Source organism: Salinifilum aidingensis, from assembly GCF_054782015.1.
The window spans coordinates 177,398-192,646 of sequence record NZ_BAAGTH010000004.1 but is presented as its reverse complement, the minus strand read 5'-3'; the positions used below and the strand labels follow the sequence as shown (position 1 = coordinate 192,646).

The following is a 15,249-nucleotide window of genomic DNA, read 5'->3' as shown; positions in this document are numbered from 1 at the left end:
TCAGAGACCTCGCACGTTATTGGACAGAAAGTCCATTAGTAACCGAGATGTTGAGGACTGTAGGGATCAACCGCGGCGCGCTCAAGAGCGCGACGCGCACCGGCGACGGCGAATCCCGGTGGCACACCGCGAACGGCGCGCACGACTGCGCCTCGCCGGCGCGCGGTGCGAGCCGAAGCGCCGGCCGATCCGCGCGCGGCGGCTTCACGCGCCGGCGTCGAAGCCGCTGGCCCAGTAGCGCCCGTGCACGGCGAGGTCGAGCAGCATGCGGGCGACCTCTTCGGCGGGCATCGGGGGAACGTCCGGTGCGACCCACCACTGCAGCACGGCGACCTGTTCGCCGACCCAGACGCGAGCCAGCAGCTCGGCGTCGATGCGCGGGGAGACGCCGTTGCGCTCGGAACGCACCCGGAACTCCTCGGTGACGGCCTGGATGAGCGCATCCGTGAACGTGCGCAGCGGTTTGCCGTCGCCTTCGCCGCGCAGCACGATCCGGTACCGGTCCCGCTCCTCCCGGGCGTGCCGCAGCAGCTCGAGCAGGGGCTTGCCGGTGAACCCGACCGCGCTGCCCTCGATGGCCGGACGCATCCGCTCTCGCAGCTCGGTCAGCAGATCCGCGGTCACCCGGGCGAAGAGGTCCTCCTTGCCCTGGACGTGCGTGTAGAAGGTCGCGCGCGCGACGTCGGCGCGCTCCGCGATGTCCTCCACCGACAGGGCGGTGAAGCCGCGCTCGAGCACCAGTGACACCAGCGCGTCGTGGAGCGCGCGCTTGGTGCGCCTGGTGCGCCTGTCCTCCGCCATCCCGCCTCTCGTTCTGCCGGTGCGCCGGGCGCCCCGCTCCGCGGCGCCCGGCGCACCAGTATACGTCCGGTTGACAATCTCAAATTTACTGGACAACCTGTTTACTATCTTTCAACTTGTTTCTCGAGCTCTTGTCCTGCAGCCGCCGTGGAGGCGTCGATGAACCTGGGCACTTACCTCACCCGCAGCTCGCAGCGCTGGCCGGAGCATCCCGCGCTGATCTGCGGCAGCCGCACCTGGAGCTACCGGGATCTCGAAACCCGGGCCAACCGCATGGCCTCGGCGCTCGTGGAGAGCTTGTCCCTCGGTCCCGACGACGCGGTGGCCTCGCTCGCGTGGAACCGCGGCGAGCTCGTCGAGATCGAGTTCGCGCTCTACAAATCCGGGATGCCCCGGGTTCCCGTCAACGCGCGCCTCGGCAAGGACGAGATCGCGCACATCCTGCGCGACGCCCCCGTCCGCGTCCTCGTCTTCGACTCCGCGCACCGCGCGGACGCCCTCGCCGCGATCGCGGCCGCGGACACCGGCTGCCTGCCCGTCCTGCTCGGTGGCGCACCGGGAGAAGCCGAAACGCCCGGCCCCACCGAGGCGTCCGGCGCTCCGGAGGAGCAGCCGGGCGGGAGCGCGGTGATCGGTTACGAGCAGCTGATCGGGTGCGGCCGCGACGGCGCGCTCCGCGCGGACGTCGATCCCGACGCGGCGGCCGTGCTCAACTTCACCTCCGGCTCCACCGGCAAGCTCAAAGCGGCCGTGCAGACGTTCGGCAACCGCCTGGCCAACATGCGCAAGCAGCTGATGAGCCACGAGTCCCGACCGGGTCCCGGCACCCGGTACCTCGCGTGCGGTCCGATCACGCACGCCACCGGCATGGGCTTGCTCAGCGGCGTCTTCGGCGGCTCGACCACGCACATCCTGCCGGTGTGGAGCCCGCAGGCCTTCCTCGAGGCGGTGGAGCGCGAACGCATCACCGCCACCTTCCTCGTGCCGGCCATGCTCACGATGGTGCTCGAGCACCCGAGCGCCGCCGATCACGACCTGTCCAGTTTGTCCAGTGTTCGCATCGGAGGGGCTCCGGTGTCCCCGCGCGCGCTGCGCGAGGCCGTGGCGCTGTTCGGCCCGGTCGTGGCCCAGGGCTATGGCTTGGCCGAGACGACCAGCGTGATCGCAGGCCTGACCAGCGACGAGATCGCCCACGCGTGCGGCGAGGACCCCGAGCTGCTGCGTTCGTGCGGACGCGCCGCCTACGACACGGAGATCCGCGTCATCGACGACCGGGGCGCGGAACTGCCGCCGCGGGAGATCGGCGAGATCACAGCGCGCGGACCGGACTGCGTCGCCCGGTACTGGAACGACCCGGAAACCTCGTCCCGGACGTTCCGCGACGGCTGGGTGCACACCGGCGATCTGGCCTGGATGCGCGAAGACGGGTACCTGTTCCTCGTCGACCGCAGGAAGGACATGATCATCTCCGGCGGGTTCAACATCTACTGCACCGAGGTGGAAGCGGTGCTGCACGAGCACCCCGCCGTCTCCGAGGCCTGCGTGGTCGGTGTTCCGGACGACACGTGGGGCGAAGCCGTGCACGCCGCCGTCGTCCTGCGCGCAGGAAGCACCGCGACGGCGGAGGAGATCATCACCTTCTGCGCGGAACGCCTCGACCGGTTCAAGAAACCCCGGTCGGTCGATTTCGCCGCCGAACTCCCGCACAACCGCAACGGCAAGCTCGACCGCAAGGCGGTGCGCGAACCGCACTGGGCCGGCGCCGGACGCCGCGTGAACTGATCCGAACAGGAGACCGCGATGACGTTTTCGCTCCGCCCCGACTACCACGACCCCGAACTGTCCGAACTGGTCGGACAGCTGCGTGCATACCTGGACGGGGAGCTGGCCGAGTACGAGCACGACCGCGGCATCACCAGGGAGAGCCGGATCACCCGCGCCGATCTGGAACCGGTGTGGCGGCGCAGCCGCGAACTCGGCTTCTACGGCATCCACCTGCCCGCCGAGCACGGCGGCCGCGGCCTGAGCCGCACCGCCCTGGCCGCGCTCAAGGAGGAAGTGGGAGCCTCCGGCCGCGCGCTCGGCCACAGCGTGCTCGGCGACATGGGCGGACCGCTGCGCGCCGGCGACATCCTCCGCCACGCCACCGAGCACCAGCGGCAGAAGTACCTGCTGCCGGTCGTGCGCGGCGAACGCGCCTGCTGCTTCTCGCTGACCGAGACGGACGCCGGCACCGACGTCCGCTCGATGCGGACCACCGCGGTGCCCGAGCGGGACGGGTACCGGCTCACCGGGCACAAGGTGTTCAGCTCAGCGGGGCCCTTCGCCGATTTCGCCATCGTCGTGGCCCGCATGCACGGCACCGAGGACTCCTTCTCCGCGTTCCTCGTCGACCTGGACAGCCCCGGGTGCACGGTCCTCGAGGGGGACACCCCCATGTCCGGGGAGCACGTCGAGAGCGATGTCGTGCTCGACGGTTGCCACGTCCCCGCCGCGAACCTCCTCGGCGCGGAGGGCAGCGGCATGCGCATCGCGCTGGGGCGGATCACCACCAACCGCCTGCTGCACTGCCCCACGCTCCTCGGCGCAGTCCGCCGCGTGCTCGTGCTCACCCGCGAACGCGCGCTGAGCCGGACCGTCGCGGGCGGGCAGAAACTGTTCGACCTGCAGGCGATCCAGCACAAGCTGGCCGACATGGCCACCGACTTCTACGCCGCGCGGTCGATGACCTACGCGGCGCTGGAGAGCCTGGACCGCGGTGAGGACGTCCGCAACGAAGCGTTCATGTGCAAGCTGTTCGCCGCCGAGGCGGGATTCCGCATCGCCGACGAGGCCGTGCAGATCCACGGCAAGGAAGGCCTGACCCAGGGCAACGAAGTCGAGCACCTCTTCCGGCGGATCCGCATGTTCCGCGTGCTGACCGGAACATCCGAGGTCCAGCGCAACGGTATCGCCAACGGGCTCGCCCGGTTGGGCAGCTGAGCAACGGAGGACCCCGATGACCGGTCCCGCCCCGCCGAGCGAGCACGTCCGCGCCGCGCACCGCCGCGCGGCGCGGGAACTGCCGTGGTCGGACGCGGAGGACTTCGCCGATGCCGAGCGCGGCCTCGTCGCCGCACCCGAACAACGCTCCACCACCGACGCCGAGGGGCGCGGTGCGGGACTTCGACCGCTACGAGTTCCTGGCGCGCGAACTCCCGGATTCGGTGCACCCGGCGTTGTGGCGCCAAGCGCGCCTGCTGGCCGCAGCGGGGCTGTTCGAGGTCGCGAGCGGTGCGTACCAGGTGCGCGGGTTCGACCTGTCCAACATGACGTTCCTCGAAGGCGACAGCGGGGTCGTCGTGGTGGACCCGCTGATCAGCGCGGAAACCGCCCGGGCGGCGGTCGCGCTGTACCAGCGGCACCGGGGGCGGCGCCCGGTGACCGGAGCGGTGTTCACGCACAACCACGTCGACCACTACGGCGGGGTGCTCGGCCTGCCCGGGATCGAGGAGATCGCCTCCGGCTCCGTCGACGTCCTCGCCCCGGAGGGGTTCGCCGAGCACGCGGTGAGCGAGAACGTCTACGCCGGTCCCGCGATGCAGCGGCGCGCCGCGTTCATGTACGGCTCCGCGCTGCCGACCGGGCCGCGCGGCCAGGCGAGCGTCGGCCTGGGTCCGGGCACGTCCACGGGGCGGGTGGGCATGGTCCGGCCGACCACCCACATCCGCCGCACCGGCCAGCAGCGCACCGTCGACGGTGTGCGGATGGTCTTCCAGGTGGTGCCGGACACCGAGGCTCCGGCCGAGCTGAACTTCTTCCTGCCCGACCGCGGCGCGCTGTGCGTGGCCGCACCCGCCCGCCGAAGCGGCCGTCCGCTACGTCCGGTTCATGGGCGGGGCGACCCGGGTGCTGGACATGGCCGAGGAGAGCTGCGCAGCGGGCGACTTCCGGTGGGTGGCCGAGGTCGTCAACTCCGTCGTCCAGGCCGAACCGGACGACGAGCGGGCCCGCCTGCTGCAGGCCGCGGCGTTGGAACAGCTCGGCTACGGCGCGGAGCGCGACCGGTACCACACCGCGCTGTCCCGCGGAGCGCTCGTGCACGGCAGAACCAACCCCGTTCCGGGCTCCGAAACCGATCTCGTGCTCGCGCTCGACCGCGACACGCTGAACCGGATCGTGGCGAGTCCGGGCGACGCAGCCGGCCTGCTCGACTCCGGTGCGCTCCGGTGCGACGGCTACCGCAGCGCGCTCACCACCCTGGTCGGTCTGCTCGAGCGGCCCCGGCGGAACTTCCCCGTCGTCACACCGTCCGCCGGTCCCTAAACTGGCGCCACGGCCTCCGCCGAGGGGACGGCGTGCGCAGGCACTGACCGGAGAGGAACGGGATGACTCGCGCCGAGGACGGGACCCGCGCGACCGCGCACGCCGCGGACGGCACGGCGCTGGCCTACCAGCACCGCGGCACCGGCTCCCCGCTGGTGCTGCTGGCCGGGCAGGGCAACGACCACCGCTGGTGGGACGGCGTGCGCGAGGACTTCCACGGCATCCGCAGCACCGTCACGGTGGACTACCGCGGAACGGGCGGCAGCGGCGCTCCCGAGGAGCCCTACTCGACGCGCGGGTTCGCCGCGGACGTCGTCGCCGTGCTCGACGACCTGGGAGTGCAGCGCGCCGACGTGTACGGGACGTCGATGGGCGGCCGGGTCGCCCAGTGGCTCGCCGCGGAGCACCCGCAGCGCGTTCGGCGCCTGGTGCTCGGCTGCACCTCCCCGGGCGGGCGGCACGCGGTGGAGCGCGACGCGGCGGTGCGGCGCGCGCTGGCCCAGTCGGATCCGGACGCGGCGCGGGAGGCCCTGCTGGACCTCATGTTCACGCCCGGGTGGCTGGCCCTGAACCCCGGACCGCACCCGGTCCTCGGCGACCCCGCCATGCCGCCCCGGGCGAAGCGCAACCACCTGGTGGCCAGCAACAGGCACGACGCCTGGGACGCGCTGCCGCGCATCACCGCGCCGACGCTGATCCTGCACGGGGACGACGACCGGCTCACCCCGGCCGAGAACGCCGCTCTGCTCGCCTCCCGCATCCCCGATTCCCGGGTGCACCTCCTGCCCGGCGCGCGGCACGCGTACTTCCGCGAACGGCGCGCTGCGGCCGGTGCGCTGGTCACCGGCTTCCTCGCGGACTGACGGGCCGCGCGGCAGGTGGAGAGCTCCCGCTCCGGTTCCCCAGCCCCGCGTTCGCCGGGGAACGGAGCCCGGTCCGCGGCGAACCCGCGGACGGCGAGCGGGGCTGGCCCGCACCTCGCCGCGCACCGGAACACCCGGCACGCCACCGCCGAGGCGTCCTCCGCCGAGGAACCGGCGATCACTCCGCCGAGTCGACCGGATCCCGCAGGGCGGGACCGGTGTAGTCGGCGAGGTGGGAGCGCGGGACGGGTCCTTTGATCCGGGTGCCGCTGCCCCGTTCCTCCCAGGCGTGCGCGAGGATGCCGACCGAGCGGGACAGCACGAACAGCCCGCGTCCGAGCTCCGGCGGGAATCCGAGCTCGGCGTAGACGACCGCGGTCGCGCCGTCGATGTTCATCGGCACGGGTTCGCTCGTCCGCGCCGCGATCCGCCGTTCGAGCTCCAGTGCCGCAGCCAGGTGCTCACCCGGCACGGTCCCGTCGGCAACCGCGTCCTGCACGAGGTCCAGCAGCGGGTCGCGCCGGGGGTCCCGCGGGTGGAAGCGGTGCCCGAAACCGGGGACGTAGTCGTGCTCGTCGAGCACCTCCTGCACGACGCCGCCGAGGTCGGCTCCCCGGGCACCCGCCCGCTCCCGGACGTCGTCGAGCAGGGCCATGCACTGCTGGCCGGCACCACCGTGCACGTCGCCGAGCAGGTTCACCCCGGTGGCCACCGCGTTGTTCAGCCCCACGCCGCAGGTGGCGGCCATCCGGGCCGCGGCGATCGAGGGGGCCTGCGGGCCGTGGTCCACCGCTGCGGTCAGCGCGGCCTCGAGCAAGCGCGATGCGCCGCGCCCGGGGAGCTCGCCGCGCAGCATCAGCCAGATCGCGTCGACGAAGGAGACCTCGCCGATCAGCCGCTCGATCGGGTAGCCGCCGAGGGCGATCTCGCCCGGTCGGATGCGCACCAGGTCCGTCGCCCAGTGCGCGGAGGGGTCACCGCTCATACCGCTCCTTCCCGCCGCAGCCGGTCGATGTCGGACTGCGCGTAGCCCAGTTCGCCGAGCAGTTCCGCGGTGTGCTGGCCGAGGGCGGGCGGCGCGCTCGCGGGGGCGCAGGCCTGCTCGTCCACCCGCACGCCGCTGCCGAGGACGTGCACCTCCTGCCCGCCGCCGGCGGGGTGCGGCAGGGCGTGGACGAGTTCCCGCTCGGCGATCTGCTCCAGCTCGAGGACGTCGGGCACGTCGAGCACGCGCGCCGCCGGAACACCGCGCGCCGACAGGGCCTGCTCCCAGTGCAGTGCCGTGCCGGTGCGCAGTCCGCGCTCCAGCTCGGAGCGCAGCAGCTCCCGATTGGTCTTGCGCTCCTCCCGCCCGGCGAAGCGCGGGTCGGTGACCAGCTCGGGCCGGCCGATCTCGGTGCACAGCGACTCGAACTGCTCCTGCTTGTTCGCCGCGATGTTGAGGAAGCCGTCCGCGGTGCGGAACGTTCCCGACGGTGCCGCGGTGGCGTTCTCGTTGCCCATCGGCCGGGGTTCGACGCCGGCGATGAGGTAGTTCGACACGGCCCACCCCATCGCGGTGACCGCGGTGTCCATCATGGACAGATCGAGGGTCGCCCCCTCGCCGGTGCGCTCCGCGCGCAGCAGCGCCGCGGACACGGCGAACGCCGCGGTCATGCCGCCGAGCGTGTCCGCGACCGGGTAGCCCGCGCGCAGCGGGGCGGTGCCGCTGCTTCCCGTCGCGCTCATCATGCCCGAGAGACCCTGGACGATCTGGTCGTAGGCGGGCCGGTCGGCCATGGGGCCGTGCTGGCCGAACCCGGAGATCGCGCAGCAGACCAGCTTCGCGTTGAGCTCGTGCAGCCGCTGCCCGTCGAAACCGAGCCGGGACAGCACACCGGGCCGGAAGTTCTCCAGCACGACATCGGCGCCGCGCACCAGTCCGGCGAAGACCTCGGCGCCCTCCCGGCTCTTCAGGTTGAGCGTCATGGAGCGCTTCCCGCCGTTCTGCGCGAGGAACGACGCGCCCAGCCGCGCTTCGTTGAGCTCGGCGTCCGCACCGAGTTGGCGGGCGAGGTCCCCGCCTCCCGGTGCTTCGACCTTGACGACGTCGGCCCCGAACAGGCCGAGCTGGTAGCTGGCGAACGGTCCGGCGAGCACGTTGGTCAGGTCGAGCACGCGCACGCCGTCGAGCAGTCCACTGGTCACGTTTCCCCTCCGAACCCGATCCGGGAGATCCGCGCGGCCGCGTCGATCACCGCGCCGCTGAACTCCTCCACCGCCCGCTCGGTGAACCGCGGAGTGGGCCCGCCGACGGCGAGCGCGGCGAGCACCCGGCCGTGCTCGTCGACGACCGGCGCTGCGACCCCGGAGGCGCCCACTTCGCGCTCGCCGTGGCTGACCGCGAACCCGGCCTGCGCCGCCGCGGTGACCTCCGCACGCACCGCGGACGCGGCACGCCGGCGCGGGTCGTGCTCGAGCACCGCGGCGAGCACCTCGTCGTCCACGTCGGACAGCAGGACCTTGCTCGCGGCACCCGCCCACAGCGGCAGTTCGTCCCCGACCCGCACCAGGTGCCGCACGGTGCCGGTGCCCTCCTGCTGTTCGATGCAGATGCGGGAGCGGTCCGCGCGCACGTACAGGTTGACCGTCTCCCCCGTCGCGGCGGCGAGTTCGCGCATGGTGCCGCGCGCGGACTCCGGCACCTGCCACGCGGTCCGGGCCAGGTTCGACCACCGCAGCAGCCCGGGACCGACGGTGATGCGCCCGTCCGGCTCGGACCAGAGCAGGCCGCGCCGCTCCAGGGTCGACACCAGGCGCAGCACCGTGGTCTTGGCCAGCCCGCTGACCGCGGTCAGGTCGCGCACGGTCCAGGACAGGCGCTCCTCGGTGAACAGCCCGAGCAGGTCCAGCGCACGCAGCACGCTGCGCACGCCCGCGTCCGCCCTCGGCTCCCCGGGAACTGCGGCGGCACTGGACATGCGATCACCCCCTCCGTGATCGTTGCCACACAGCTACTTCCCCGCTAAAGTAGCACACTGTCCGCTTGACGGACCTAGTAGTCCACCAGGCGGACCGACGCCAGCTCGTCCCGCGCCCGACGACGCACGCGAAGGAGCTCGGAGTGAGCACGACCGATCAACCGGAGCGACCGCGACCGGCACCCGGCCCCCGCGCGAAACGCCTCGTGGTGCGCACCGTCGCCTCCGTCCTCGGCGTCGCGCTGGTAGCGCTCGGCGTCGCGGACGCGCGCACCGGTGCCCAGGCGGGTGCGGGACCGCGCGAGCGCCTGCAGATCACGGTGCCCGCGGCACCCGGCGGCGGCTGGGACAGCGTCGGCCGCGAGATCCAGTCCGTCGCGGACGACCGCGACCTGGTCGGCACCACCGAGGTGCAGAACATCCCCGGTGCCGGCGGCACGATCGGACTGTCCAGAGTGGCCAACCAACCCGGCCGCGGCGACACGCTGATGATGACCGGAACCGTCATGATGGGCACCATCGCGGCCACGGGATCGCCGTACGACCTCAACGACGTCACCCCCATCGCACGCCTGGCCGACGACTACGGAGTCGTCACCGTGCCGGCCGATTCCCCGATCCGCACGCTCGACGACCTCCTCCGGGCGTGGCGGGCCGATCCGGGATCCATCGCGGTCGGCGGGGGCTCCGTCGGCGGCACCGACCACCTCCTCGCCGGCATGCTCATGGACGCCGGTGGTGCCGACCCGCGCGAGTTGAACTACATCGCCTACCCCGGTGGCGGCGAAGCGGTCGCGGGCATGCTCAACGGCAGCCTCGACGCCGGCGTGTCCGGCTACGACGAGTTCGCCTCCCAGATCGAGTCCGGACAGTTGCGCGCCCTCGGCCTCTCGGCGGGCCGGCCCGTCGAGGGCATCGACATCCCGACGTTCCGGCAGCAGGGCGTCGACGTGGAGCTGGCGAACTGGCGCGGCGTGGTCGCCCCGCCCGGCCTGTCCGACCAGCAGCGCGAACAGCTGCAACGGCTCGTCGAGCAGGTGCACGCCACCCGGCAGTGGCAGGACACGCTGGACAAGCAGGAGTGGCAGGACACGTTCCTGACCGGCCCGCGGTTCGAGCGGTTCGTGGCCAGCGAGACCGCCCGGATCACCGAGATCAGTGAGGAGCTGGGACTGGCATGAGCACCGCACCGTCACCGGCGGCGACGACACCGGTCACGCGCCGCGCGAAACCGCGGGGCGAGCTCGTGGTCGCGCTGCTCGTCGCGGCGATCGCGGCCACGCTGCTGGTCCGCACCGCGAGCATGGACGTTCCCGGCACCAGCGGCTACCTCGGCCCGCAGTTCTTCCCGGCCGTCGTGGGCGTTCTGCTGCTGGTGCTCAGCGCCCTGCTGGTGCTGCAGCACCTGCGCGCGCCGGCGCCCCCGACCGAGCAGGAGCACGCCGACGAGTCCGCGCCGTCCGAAGCGGCCGGTGCTCCCGGCATGGACTGGAAGCCGTTCGGCATCGTCGTGGCCACGCTCGTGCTGCACGTGCTGCTGCTGGAACCGCTGGGCTGGCTCATCGCCGGCGCCGGCCTGTTCGCCGGCGTCTCCTACGCCCTCGGCGGCCGGCACGTGCTGCGCGACATCGGCATCGCGTTCGTGCTCTCCTCGGCGGCGCAGCTGGGATTTTCGGCGGGCCTGGGCATCACGCTGCCGGCGGGCGTGCTCGGCGGGGTGATGTGACGTGGACACGATCTCGCTGCTGCTCGGCGGGTTCGCCGAGGCGGCCACGCCGATGAACCTCCTGCTGTGCCTGGTCGGCGTCGTGCTCGGCACCGCCGTCGGCGTCCTGCCCGGACTGGGCTCGGCCATGGCGGTGGCCCTGCTGGTGCCGCTGACGTTCACGCTGGAGCCGACCGGTGCGTTCATCATGTTCGCCGGCGTGTACTTCGGCGGGCAGTTCGGCGGCGCCACCACGGCGATCCTGCTGAACACCCCGGGCCAGAGCTCGTCGATGGCCACCGCCTTCGAAGGCTTCGCCATGGCCAAGAACCGGAAGGCCCCGCAGGCGCTCGCCGCGGCCGTGCTCGGTTCGTTCGTCGGCAGCATCATCGCGGTGACCGTGGTCGTGTTCTTCTCCCCGGTCATGGTGGACCTCGCGGTGAGCTTCGGGCCCGCGGAGTTCTTCGCGCTCGCGGTCTTCGCCTTCGTCGCCACCTCGGCGATCGTCTCCGGCGACAAGCTGCGCGGGCTCACCGCGCTGGGGCTGGGCCTGGCGCTCGCCCTCGTCGGCATCGACGAGCAGAGCGGCGCGGTGCGGTTCACCTTCGGATCCCCCCAGCTGCTCGACGGCATCAGCATCGTCGTGGTGACCGTGGGGATGCTGGCCATCGGCGAAGTCCTGCACGTCGCCTCCACCGCGGAGCGCACCCCGGCCGACGAGACGGTCACCTCGGGCCGGCCGTGGCTGTCCCGGCAGGACTGGAGCCGTTCCTGGCGCCCCTGGCTGCGCGGCACCGCGCTCGGCGTGCCGTTCGGCGTGATCCCCGCCGGTGGCTCGGAGATCCCGACCTTCCTGTCCTACGGAGCGGAAAACCGGCTGGCCGCCCGCCGCGGCGACGACGAGTTCGGGCGCGGCGCGATCGAAGGTGTCGCCGGGCCGGAAGCGGCGAACAACGCGACGACGGCGACCTCGCTGGTCCCGCTGCTGGGGCTGGGACTGCCGACCTCGGCCACCGCCGCGATCATGCTCGGCGCGTTCCAGCAGTACGGCATACGCCCCGGGCCGATGCTCTTCAGCGAGGAGAGCGACCTGGTGTGGGCGCTGCTGGCGAGCCTGTTCCTGGGCAGCGCGATGCTGCTGGTGCTGAACCTGCCGTTCGCACCCGTGTGGGCGAAGCTGCTGCGCATACCGCGCCACTACCTGTACGCCGGCATCGTCGTGTTCGCCACGCTCGGCGTGTACACGGCGAAGTCCTCGATCGCCGACGTGGTGCTGCTGTACGCGGTCGGACTGCTCGGATTCCTGCTGCGGCGGTACGGTTTCCCGATCGCACCGGTGCTCATCGGCGTCATCCTCGGCCCGCTGGCCGAAACGGAACTGCGCCGCGCCATGGCGATCAGCCAGGGCGACGTCGGTTTCCTCTTCCACAGTCCCGTCGCGCTGACCCTGTACGGGCTGCTCGTCGCGGCGCTCGTCGTGCCGCTGCTCCTGCGCACCCGCCGCGCGCGCACGGACGAGACCGCCGGAAGCCGGTGACGCGCAACAGCATTCCGACCGCCGGGTCGGCTCGCTCCGGACGGGAGCGAGCCGACCCGCGAACTCCCCGGCCAGTTCAGGCACCTGCGCTCCACGGCCGCGGCCATCATGCCCGTGCCCGCGGGATCACGCGCCGGGGAGCGCCCCGACGAGACCGGTGACGAGTTCGTAGGTCGCCCACAGGCCGACGGCTCCGATCAGCACGAGCAGCGCCTTCTCCCACCACCGGTTGGCGTGGCCCCGCGCCATGAGGTCGCGCCGCGAGGTCATCACGATCAACCCGATGATGATCGCGGGCACTGTCAGCACGTTGAACGAGTTCCCGAGCAGCGTGATCAGGACCATGCCGGGCATGCCGGGCGCCGAGAAGACGATCGGCACGGTCGTGATGAACGCGAGGATCGTCCAGAACAGCGGGTCGTGCAGGAACATCTCCTTGTCGGGGACCCCGCCCAGTTCGCGCCTGCCCCGCAACCGCCGCATGCGCTCCGGCCGCGACTTGTGCAGGGATTCGACGAACATGCGCACGAACACGCGCGGCTGCGTGACGATGTTGTTGAAGACCGTGAAGAACACCGCCAGCCACATGATGGGCGGCCCCCAGGGACCGATCGCCTTCTCCATCATGTTCGCCAATCCGTCCGCCGAGGACACTCCCTCGCCCGTACCGTGCAGCGTTTCGGCCGCCACCACCCACACGGCGAGCACGAGCGCGAACATCACGAACGTGCCGAAGCGCAGGTCGATCCGCTGCATCCTGCGGAAACGCGCCCCGCGCCAGCCTTTCTCGTGCATCAGGTACGGGTACAGCAGGTTCGAGGCGGAACCGCCGACGGCTCCGATGAGCCCCACCGCGGTGCTCACCGCCGTGATGTAACCCGCCCGCCCCGGCGGCATGTCGAACAGCAGGCCGCCGAACAGTCGGCCGAAGTCGACGCCCGTGCCGAACAGCGCGAGCAGGAAACAGGCCACGAGCACGCCCATGGTGATCTGGGCGACGATCTCGAGCCCGCGGAAGTGGCCGCTCCTGCGCGAGGCCAGCCACAGCGCCGCTCCGGTCGTCACGGCGGCCCAGAACGGGATGCCCCACGCGCCGAGCGGCAGCGCGCCGCGGAACAGGTGGTCCAGCGCGGTGCCCGCGGCCAGCAGCAGGAACGAGACGTAGACGAACCCGAGCACGCAGGTGGTCGCGCCGAGGTAGATCGGGAAGCCCTTCCACACGCGCCCGTAGCCGTCCATGATCGTCTCGTCGCCGACGGCGTTGCACAGCTGGTACTTCGACATCGACGAGACGATGACGTAGCGCGACAGGACCGCGACCAGCAGCGTCCAGATGAGGGCGTAGCCGTACATCGACCCGGACACCGAGGCGCTGATGAAGTCGCCGGTGCCGAGCCAGGACATCACCACGACGATGCCCGGGCCGAGGCTCTTCAGGTACTCCGCGACCGTGCTCGGCGGTTCGGCGGCCGGGGACGCACCGGTGCCCGGTGCTGCGGAGGCGGTTTCTCCGTTGGTCTCGTGACGCATTGACGCTCCGCTGCGCGACTGCTGTTCACATGCCGGCCCAGTCGGGGACCGCGCGCACGTGCTTGATGGCTCGGCGGTGGTGGGTGTACACGAGGTGCAGGTACCCGTCGGCGGTTTGCACCACCGAGGGGTAGGACAGTTCGCGGTTGGTTCCGTCCCGCGAGTTGTTCGTCAGGCAGTAGCCGTCACCGCTCTCCAGATCCCGGCGCACGGGCCACGTCTCGCCCCCGTCCTCGGACAGCGCGAGGGTCATCGGGGCGCGCGGGGCTCCCCAGAAGGCAGTGCCCGCGGGACCCTCGGCGGGCCCGCGGTCCGCGAGGGCGTCCCCGTCGATCTCGTCGTACAGCGAGGCGCGGCGGGCGGTCGCATCGGCGGCGCTGCTGGGGTTGAAAGCCAGCGCCAACCGACCGTCGTGCAACGCGGTCGCCTGGATCGACGAGTTGTTGTTCGGCAGGCCGGTCGGGGTCGGCTGACTCCAGCGCACGCCGTCGTCCGACCGGCTCCGGTGGATCGCGTCGGCCTGCCTGCGGCGGAACAGCGCCAGCAGCGCGCCGTCGGGCAGCGGAACGATGTTCATGTGCACGCATCCCGTGCTGCCGGGGACGTCGTGGTGCTGCCAGGTGGCACCGCTGTCGTCGGAGACGAGCACCGCGCTCGTGTCCTCGTCGCCGCGCCACCGCCCCACCGCGGGGCGGACGCAGTGGAACACGGGCAGCATCCACCGGCCGGACGCGCCGACCACGACCGGTTGGCGGACGAAGACACCGCAGCCGTCCCCGGCCGGGACGAGCGTGCGTGGTTCCGACCAGCTGCGCCCCTCGTCGTGCGAGAGGGACACGCGCACCTCGGCCGTGTCCTGGTGGCCGGAGTGCTGCGCGGTGTACAGCAGCCACAGCGCCCCGTCGGGTGCGCAGAACAGCACCGGGTTCTGCTCGGAGCACCGCGGATCGGCCGAGACCTGCACGGGGTCGGACCACGCGCTGCCCTCGAGGCGGGCGAACCAGATGTTGATGTCGGGCAGGCCTTCCTGCGTCCCGCCGAACCACGCGCAGCCGAGGGCACCGCTGGGCAGCGGCATCAGGTTCGCCGCGTGCGACTGGGGCGCCGGCGCGGCCAGGAACGCCTCGCAGCGGCCGGGATCGCCGGTGGGACGCAGCACCCCGTCGCTGGTCGCGGTCATGCGGGGACTCCTTCGGCGTGCCGGTGTTTCGCGGTCTGCGTTGCGGAGATCACCCTCGCACTGTTGCGTATTTCACGCAATATTCACAGCACAATTCGCGCAATCCGATCCGCGCGCACCCCACCCGACCCGCTCGCTCCGGAACGCTCCCCCAGCAGCGAGCACTGGCGCCTGTCCCTCTCACGCACCCCACGCGTTCTCGGTACCGCACCGCAGGTCCGTTCGCTCGCCCGCCGGGGGACGCGGAACCCCGGGGGGCGAGCGGACCGGTCACCGAACGGGCGGCACCCGCAACGCACCGCGCCGCGTGCGCGAATTGCGCAAACAGAGAGCGATATCGCGGGTGGTTGCGCGCCCCGCGCACCCGC

Annotated in this window: 14 protein-coding genes and 1 pseudogene; 8 read left to right on the top strand and 7 right to left on the bottom strand. The window is 72.1% G+C overall.

The window, feature by feature from the left end; genetic code table 11:
* Nucleotides 1–204: 204 nt before the first annotated feature.
* On the bottom strand, nucleotides 205–801 hold the full coding sequence (locus tag ACYVJE_RS07850) for a TetR/AcrR family transcriptional regulator (protein ID WP_461143940.1): 597 nt from the start codon (nucleotides 799–801) through the stop codon (nucleotides 205–207).
* 159 nt (nucleotides 802–960) lie between these two features.
* On the opposite strand from ACYVJE_RS07850, the gene ACYVJE_RS07845 reads away from it, so the two are divergent.
* From ACYVJE_RS07845 to ACYVJE_RS07835, 3 genes and pseudogenes are all read left to right on the top strand, one after another.
* A complete protein-coding gene (locus tag ACYVJE_RS07845) occupies nucleotides 961–2,583 on the top strand; it encodes a class I adenylate-forming enzyme family protein (protein WP_461143939.1) in 1,623 nt (540 codons plus the stop codon).
* Nucleotides 2,584–2,601: 18 nt separating this feature from the next.
* Nucleotides 2,602–3,783: an acyl-CoA dehydrogenase family protein gene (locus ACYVJE_RS07840; RefSeq protein WP_461143938.1), complete on the top strand. Its 1,182-nt coding sequence runs from the start codon at nucleotides 2,602–2,604 to the stop codon at nucleotides 3,781–3,783.
* 110 nt (nucleotides 3,784–3,893) lie between these two features.
* Nucleotides 3,894–4,313: pseudogene (locus ACYVJE_RS07835) on the top strand (MBL fold metallo-hydrolase); the annotation flags it as partial.
* Nucleotides 4,314–4,363: 50 nt separating this feature from the next.
* Here ACYVJE_RS07835 and ACYVJE_RS07830 read toward each other — a convergent pair.
* Nucleotides 4,364–4,573 (bottom strand): hypothetical protein, encoded by a 210-nt coding sequence (locus tag ACYVJE_RS07830; RefSeq protein ID WP_461143937.1) that lies wholly within the window; start codon nucleotides 4,571–4,573, stop codon nucleotides 4,364–4,366.
* Between the two features lie 98 nt (nucleotides 4,574–4,671).
* On the opposite strand from ACYVJE_RS07830, the gene ACYVJE_RS07825 reads away from it, so the two are divergent.
* A complete protein-coding gene (locus ACYVJE_RS07825; RefSeq protein WP_461143936.1) occupies nucleotides 4,672–5,106 on the top strand; it encodes an alkyl sulfatase dimerization domain-containing protein in 435 nt (144 codons plus the stop codon).
* A gap of 62 nt (nucleotides 5,107–5,168) precedes the next feature.
* On the top strand, nucleotides 5,169–5,969 hold the full coding sequence (locus tag ACYVJE_RS07820) for an alpha/beta fold hydrolase (protein WP_461143935.1): 801 nt from the start codon (nucleotides 5,169–5,171) through the stop codon (nucleotides 5,967–5,969).
* A gap of 178 nt (nucleotides 5,970–6,147) precedes the next feature.
* Here the strand turns inward: ACYVJE_RS07820 and ACYVJE_RS07815 are convergent, their stop codons facing one another.
* Genes ACYVJE_RS07815 through ACYVJE_RS07805 form a run of 3 tightly spaced genes read right to left on the bottom strand, consistent with a single transcriptional unit; the run spans nucleotide 6,148 to nucleotide 8,929 of the window.
* Nucleotides 6,148–6,954: a citryl-CoA lyase gene (locus tag ACYVJE_RS07815; RefSeq protein ID WP_461143934.1), complete on the bottom strand. Its 807-nt coding sequence runs from the start codon at nucleotides 6,952–6,954 to the stop codon at nucleotides 6,148–6,150.
* Nucleotides 6,951–8,156, bottom strand: coding sequence for a CaiB/BaiF CoA transferase family protein (locus ACYVJE_RS07810; protein WP_461143933.1), 1,206 nt, complete (start codon nucleotides 8,154–8,156; stop codon nucleotides 6,951–6,953). The genes ACYVJE_RS07815 and ACYVJE_RS07810 overlap by 4 nt, the downstream gene beginning before the upstream one ends.
* Complete coding sequence (locus ACYVJE_RS07805; RefSeq protein WP_461143932.1) at nucleotides 8,153–8,929, bottom strand: IclR family transcriptional regulator; 777 nt, start codon at nucleotides 8,927–8,929, stop codon at nucleotides 8,153–8,155. Before ACYVJE_RS07805 ends, ACYVJE_RS07810 begins: the two co-directional genes overlap by 4 nt.
* 143 nt (nucleotides 8,930–9,072) lie before the next feature.
* Between ACYVJE_RS07805 and ACYVJE_RS07800 the strand changes: the two genes are divergently transcribed.
* The 3 genes from ACYVJE_RS07800 to ACYVJE_RS07790 are packed head-to-tail and all read left to right on the top strand — an operon-like array spanning nucleotide 9,073 to nucleotide 12,171.
* A complete protein-coding gene (locus tag ACYVJE_RS07800; RefSeq protein WP_461143931.1) occupies nucleotides 9,073–10,110 on the top strand; it encodes a Bug family tripartite tricarboxylate transporter substrate binding protein in 1,038 nt (345 codons plus the stop codon).
* A complete protein-coding gene (locus ACYVJE_RS07795) occupies nucleotides 10,107–10,655 on the top strand; it encodes a tripartite tricarboxylate transporter TctB family protein (RefSeq protein ID WP_461143930.1) in 549 nt (182 codons plus the stop codon). Before ACYVJE_RS07800 ends, ACYVJE_RS07795 begins: the two co-directional genes overlap by 4 nt.
* A gap of 1 nt (nucleotide 10,656) precedes the next feature.
* Nucleotides 10,657–12,171 (top strand): tripartite tricarboxylate transporter permease, encoded by a 1,515-nt coding sequence (locus tag ACYVJE_RS07790; RefSeq protein ID WP_461143929.1) that lies wholly within the window; start codon nucleotides 10,657–10,659, stop codon nucleotides 12,169–12,171.
* Between the two features lie 126 nt (nucleotides 12,172–12,297).
* Here ACYVJE_RS07790 and ACYVJE_RS07785 read toward each other — a convergent pair whose 3' ends face one another.
* Nucleotides 12,298–13,701 carry an Nramp family divalent metal transporter gene (locus ACYVJE_RS07785; RefSeq protein ID WP_461143928.1) on the bottom strand — a complete coding sequence of 468 codons (1,404 nt, stop codon included), beginning with the start codon at nucleotides 13,699–13,701 and terminating at the stop codon, nucleotides 12,298–12,300.
* 25 nt (nucleotides 13,702–13,726) lie between these two features.
* Nucleotides 13,727–14,881 carry a sialidase family protein gene (locus ACYVJE_RS07780; RefSeq protein ID WP_461143927.1) on the bottom strand — a complete coding sequence of 385 codons (1,155 nt, stop codon included), beginning with the start codon at nucleotides 14,879–14,881 and terminating at the stop codon, nucleotides 13,727–13,729.
* Nucleotides 14,882–15,249: the final 368 nt, after the last annotated feature.

Coding starts and splice junctions, on each gene's coding strand:
- ACYVJE_RS07850 (WP_461143940.1), bottom strand. CDS start 801: ATGGCGGAGGACAGGCGCACCAGGCGCACCAAGCGCGCGCTCCACGAC.
- ACYVJE_RS07845 (WP_461143939.1), top strand. CDS start 961: ATGAACCTGGGCACTTACCTCACCCGCAGCTCGCAGCGCTGGCCGGAG.
- ACYVJE_RS07840 (WP_461143938.1), top strand. CDS start 2,602: ATGACGTTTTCGCTCCGCCCCGACTACCACGACCCCGAACTGTCCGAA.
- ACYVJE_RS07825 (WP_461143936.1), top strand. CDS start 4,672: ATGGGCGGGGCGACCCGGGTGCTGGACATGGCCGAGGAGAGCTGCGCA.
- ACYVJE_RS07820 (WP_461143935.1), top strand. CDS start 5,169: ATGACTCGCGCCGAGGACGGGACCCGCGCGACCGCGCACGCCGCGGAC.
- ACYVJE_RS07815 (WP_461143934.1), bottom strand. CDS start 6,954: ATGAGCGGTGACCCCTCCGCGCACTGGGCGACGGACCTGGTGCGCATC.
- ACYVJE_RS07805 (WP_461143932.1), bottom strand. CDS start 8,929: ATGTCCAGTGCCGCCGCAGTTCCCGGGGAGCCGAGGGCGGACGCGGGC.
- ACYVJE_RS07795 (WP_461143930.1), top strand. CDS start 10,107: ATGAGCACCGCACCGTCACCGGCGGCGACGACACCGGTCACGCGCCGC.
- ACYVJE_RS07785 (WP_461143928.1), bottom strand. CDS start 13,701: ATGCGTCACGAGACCAACGGAGAAACCGCCTCCGCAGCACCGGGCACC.
- ACYVJE_RS07780 (WP_461143927.1), bottom strand. CDS start 14,881: ATGACCGCGACCAGCGACGGGGTGCTGCGTCCCACCGGCGATCCCGGC.